We start from the raw sequence: 4016 nt of genomic DNA, 5'->3' as shown, positions 1-4016 counted from the left end.
AAATAAAAATAATAGTATTTTTTTCAGATTCAGAGGAAGGGGCTTCTTGTGCCGCCCTTGTTGGGAGAAGTAGAAACAAAAAATAAAATAAAAATAATATTATTTTTTTCGGCGAATGCAGCGGGAAATCCCCCCTCCTTCTATATATAATATAGAGGCCCAGTCATTGTGATGATGCTGCGCCGTTATACAAGAAATCGTGAAAAAAGGAAAGAGCCTATTTTTTTGCGGGAATCCTGTTGACAAAACAGTCGGGCTGGTGTATAATCATCTGGTGTAAAGATGGTCGCTTTACAGGAGGAGGGGGAGGACCGGCTTGGCAAAGGATCTGAGGATTTCCTATCTGCTGGACTTTTACGGAGAGATGCTCACTGAGACCCAGCGGGAGGCGGTGGACGCCTATTATAACCAGGACATGTCCCTGTCGGAGATCGCCGCCGACCGGGACATCAGCCGCCAGGGGGTGCGGGACGCCATTAAGCGGGCGGAGCAGCAGCTGACGGAGATGGAGGAAGGGCTGGGTCTCTGCCGCCGGTTTGAGGATATGCAGAAGAAGCTGGAGGCGGTTTGCGACTGCGCGCTGGACATTCAGGAGCTGAACGCCCTGCACAGCGGCGTGGAGGAGATCGACCTGCGGGTCGCCCGCATTCTGGACCTGTGCAAGGAGATTGTGGAGCGAGACTGAGAACCTGTATTCATAGGCGGAGGATGCCGGAGTGGCGAGGGATTTTGTCGCCCTGCAAGGCAAAAAATCGCAGGAATACTTGCCGTATTTCAAGATTTTTTAACGCAGCAGGACGGCAAAAGACCCGTCCCCCCGGCGTTCAACGGCTATGGATAACAGGTTCTGAGGGCTCTGGGCAGGCTGGGGGAGGACGACCCCCGGCCTGGACGCCGGGGCGGAAACAGAGGAGAGGTGAGCCGGATGGCTTTTGAGGGCTTGGCGGAAAAGCTGAGCAATTCCTTTAAAAAGCTGCGGGGCAAGGGCAAGCTCAGCGAGGCCGACGTAAAAGAGGCCATGCGTGAGGTGCGCCTGGCCCTGCTGGAAGCGGACGTAAACTACAAGGTGGCCAAGGAGCTCACCGGAAAAATCACCGAACGGGCCGTGGGCTCTGAGGTGATGGAGAGCCTGACCCCGGCCCAGATGGTGATTAAAATTGTCAACGAGGAGCTGACCGCCTTAATGGGCGGCAGCGAGGAGCGGCTGAAAAGCCCCGCCCATCCCCCGGCTGTCATTATGATGTGCGGCCTGCAGGGCGCGGGTAAAACCACCTATTCGGCCAAGCTGGCCTATTTGCTGAAAAGCCAGGGCCACCGGCCCTTGCTGGCGGCCTGCGACATATACCGGCCCGCGGCTATCAAGCAGCTGCAGGTGATGGGAGAAAAGGCAGGGGCCCCGGTGTTTGAGCGGGGAACCCAGGACCCGGTGGAGACTGCCAAAGAGGCGGTGCGCCACGCCAGGGACTACGGCCACGACTATGTGCTCATCGACACGGCGGGCCGCCTGCAGATTGACGAGGAGCTGATGGAGGAGCTCCGCCGGATGAAGGAGGCTGTCAGCCCCACAGACGTGCTGCTGGTGGTAGACGCCATGATCGGCCAGGAGTCGGTGAACGTGGCAAAAACCTTTGACCAGCTGCTGGACATTACCGGCGTGGTGCTCACCAAGCTGGACGGCGACACCCGGGGGGGCGCGGCCCTGTCCATCAAGGCGGTGACAGGCAAGCCCATTAAGTTTGCGGGCACCGGCGAAAAGCTGGACGGGCTGGAAGTGTTCCACCCGGACCGGATGGCCGGGCGGATTTTGGGCATGGGGGATGTGCTCAGCCTGATTGAGGACGCCCAGCTGCGCATGGACGAAAAGGCAGCCGCCAAAACCGCCGAGCGGATGCTCAGCAACAAGCTGGACTTGAACGATATGCTGGACCAGTTCCAGCAGGTGAAGAAAATGGGGCCCATCAAGGGCATTCTCTCCAAGCTGCCGGGCATAGGCGGCAAGCTGGACGATGTGGATATTGACGACCGGATTATGGACCGAACCGCGGCCATTATCCTCTCCATGACCCCTTACGAGCGCAGCCATCCCGACAGCCTGAACGCCTCGCGGAAAAAGCGCATTGCCGCTGGCTGCGGCCAGAAGGTGGAGGACGTGAACCGGCTGCTAAACCAGTTCAAGCAGACCCAGAAGCTGATGAAGCAGTTCGGGGGCAAAAAGGGGAAGAAGATGATGCGCGGCCTGGGGGGCCTGGGCAATATGGGCGGCGGGATGCCGTTTTAGGGGGAGAGGCCATGACAAGCCAAGAGGTCATCCGGTATATCAACCGGGGTGCCAACTATTACGTGAGCCTGTTCGGCCGGGCGGAGCACATGGAGATCGTCCAGAGAGACCGCTATTCTCTGGTACGGCCCAGGGGCGATGTGTTTGGCATCCGCTTTGTGTATAATGTGCGCCTGCAGGGCCTCTCCCAAGAGCAGAAACAGGAGCTTATTGCGGAAATCAAGGCTCTGGATCTGCCCGTATGGTGGGATTTGGAGTACCCAATCCAGGCGGCGGAGCCGGACCCGGAGGGGGAGTCTTATCTGGCCATGCTGGCGGGCGAGCGCCCGGACTGGCCGGACCACCCGGCCGTGACAGAGGTGAAAACCCAGGAGGAGTTTGCCCAGTGGGCCGGGGTGGTGAATCAGGTGCTCTCCGGCGGGAAAGAGGATATCCATCCCCAGTACCACTATCCCCTGTGCCGGGACGGCCTGCTGCGCTGTTATACCCTGGGGGACCCGGCGGGCCGGGTGCTGTCTGCGGCGGCTGCGGCCGTGGACAGGGAGGCGGCTTCCTTGGAATTCGTGGCGACACTGCCGGAGCACCGGCGGCAGGGCCTGGCCCGGGCCCTGTGCTGCCGGGCCGTGAAGGACGCCTTTGCCCATGGAGCCGAAATCGTCACGGTGCGGGCCATTGACGGCGTGGCGGCAGCGTTGTATACTTCTGTTGGCTTTCAACCATATTGGCCGTAGGGAGGTCCCATGAACATCCAGCGGATCGGCGAGGTATGCCTGCTCACCCAAGATGTGCCCCGGCTGGCGGATTTTTACCGCAGGCTGCTGGGGGTTCTGCCCGGCGAGGACGGGGAGAACTGGGGGCATCAGTTTGTTCTGGCCAGAGAGACCAGCCTGGCCATTTTGCGGGACGACCACCCCCGCAGGGGCCAGAGCGCTGTGCTGGTCTTTACGGTGGCGGACATGGACCAGGCCTGCCGGCGGGTGCGGGACATGGGGGCGGAGCTTGTGGAGCCCCCCACCCCCCGGTCCTGGGGCGTGGTGAGCATGTGCGTCCGCGACCCGGACGGGAACAGGGTGTATTTGCGCTGCTTTGACGGGCAGCAGGCCTAGGGCTTGTTTGAAAATAGAGGAAATGCCGGATTTTTGGTCCAAAGGAGGCGATTTCAAGGAGAAGAACCGCTGTAGTTAGCTGCGCTAACTACGTCAATCTTGCGATTGACGAGGATTTTCAACGCAGAAAGCGACTGCTTTGGGCCAAAAAGACGGTGTTTTCGATTTTTCAAACGAACCCTAAACAGGTTTGGACAGGGAGGCACGATCCGGGGCGATACCTTTGGCGTGCAGGCCCCTTTCAATATATTATTTCTACTACATTCAATCATTTATGGAGGTAAAGTAACATGGCTGTTAAAATCAGACTGCGCCGCATGGGCGCCAAGAAAAACCCCTTCTACCGCATTGTGGTGGCGGATTCCCGCTTTCCCCGGGACGGCCGCTTTATTGAGGAGATCGGCTACTACAACCCCATGGAGGAGCCCAGCGTGGTGAAGGTGGACCCGGAGAAGGCCAAAAAGTGGATTGAAAACGGCGCGCAGCCCACCGACACGGTGCGGGAGCTGTTCAAGAAGCACGGCGTGATCTGAGAGGAACCGAGAGAAAGGAGGGAGAACGATGCAGGAGCTGTTGAAGGCCATTGCCTCCGGCCTGGTGGAAAAGCCGGAGGAGGTGGCGGTCACCAGTGA

At 59.2% G+C, this 4016-nt stretch carries 5 protein-coding genes; all 5 read left to right on the top strand.

What is annotated here, in order from left to right; all coding sequences use genetic code 11:
• Positions 1 to 316: 316 nt before the first annotated feature.
• The 5 genes from ylxM to rpsP all read left to right on the top strand — a co-directional run bounded on the left by ylxM (position 317) and on the right by rpsP (position 3917).
• Positions 317 to 685 carry a YlxM family DNA-binding protein gene (ylxM, locus tag ACTO5E_RS10440; RefSeq protein ID WP_482303447.1) on the top strand — a complete coding sequence of 123 codons (369 nt, stop codon included), beginning with the start codon at positions 317 to 319 and terminating at the stop codon, positions 683 to 685.
• 240 nt (positions 686 to 925) lie between these two features.
• Complete coding sequence (gene ffh / locus ACTO5E_RS10435; RefSeq protein ID WP_482303446.1) at positions 926 to 2278, top strand: signal recognition particle protein; 1353 nt, start codon at positions 926 to 928, stop codon at positions 2276 to 2278.
• Between the two features lie 11 nt (positions 2279 to 2289).
• Complete coding sequence (locus ACTO5E_RS10430) at positions 2290 to 3009, top strand: GNAT family N-acetyltransferase (RefSeq protein ID WP_482303445.1); 720 nt, start codon at positions 2290 to 2292, stop codon at positions 3007 to 3009.
• A 9-nt stretch (positions 3010 to 3018) separates the two neighbouring features.
• Positions 3019 to 3384 carry a VOC family protein gene (locus ACTO5E_RS10425; RefSeq protein ID WP_482303443.1) on the top strand — a complete coding sequence of 122 codons (366 nt, stop codon included), beginning with the start codon at positions 3019 to 3021 and terminating at the stop codon, positions 3382 to 3384.
• 290 nt (positions 3385 to 3674) lie between these two features.
• Positions 3675 to 3917: a 30S ribosomal protein S16 gene (gene rpsP, locus ACTO5E_RS10420; protein ID WP_482303442.1), complete on the top strand. Its 243-nt coding sequence runs from the start codon at positions 3675 to 3677 to the stop codon at positions 3915 to 3917.
• The last annotated feature ends 99 nt before the right edge of the window (positions 3918 to 4016 follow it).

The organism is Acutalibacter sp. (genome assembly GCF_056800975.1).
Note: the sequence above shows the minus strand (reverse complement) of the source record. Positions and strands in the feature narration are given on the sequence as shown.

Bases quoted from the DNA above. Each gene is read 5' to 3' on its own strand.
- ffh (WP_482303446.1), top strand. From the start codon at position 926: ATGGCTTTTGAGGGCTTGGCGGAAAAGCTGAGCAATTCCTTTAAAAAG.
- ACTO5E_RS10430 (WP_482303445.1), top strand. From the start codon at position 2,290: ATGACAAGCCAAGAGGTCATCCGGTATATCAACCGGGGTGCCAACTAT.
- ACTO5E_RS10425 (WP_482303443.1), top strand. From the start codon at position 3,019: ATGAACATCCAGCGGATCGGCGAGGTATGCCTGCTCACCCAAGATGTG.
- rpsP (WP_482303442.1), top strand. From the start codon at position 3,675: ATGGCTGTTAAAATCAGACTGCGCCGCATGGGCGCCAAGAAAAACCCC.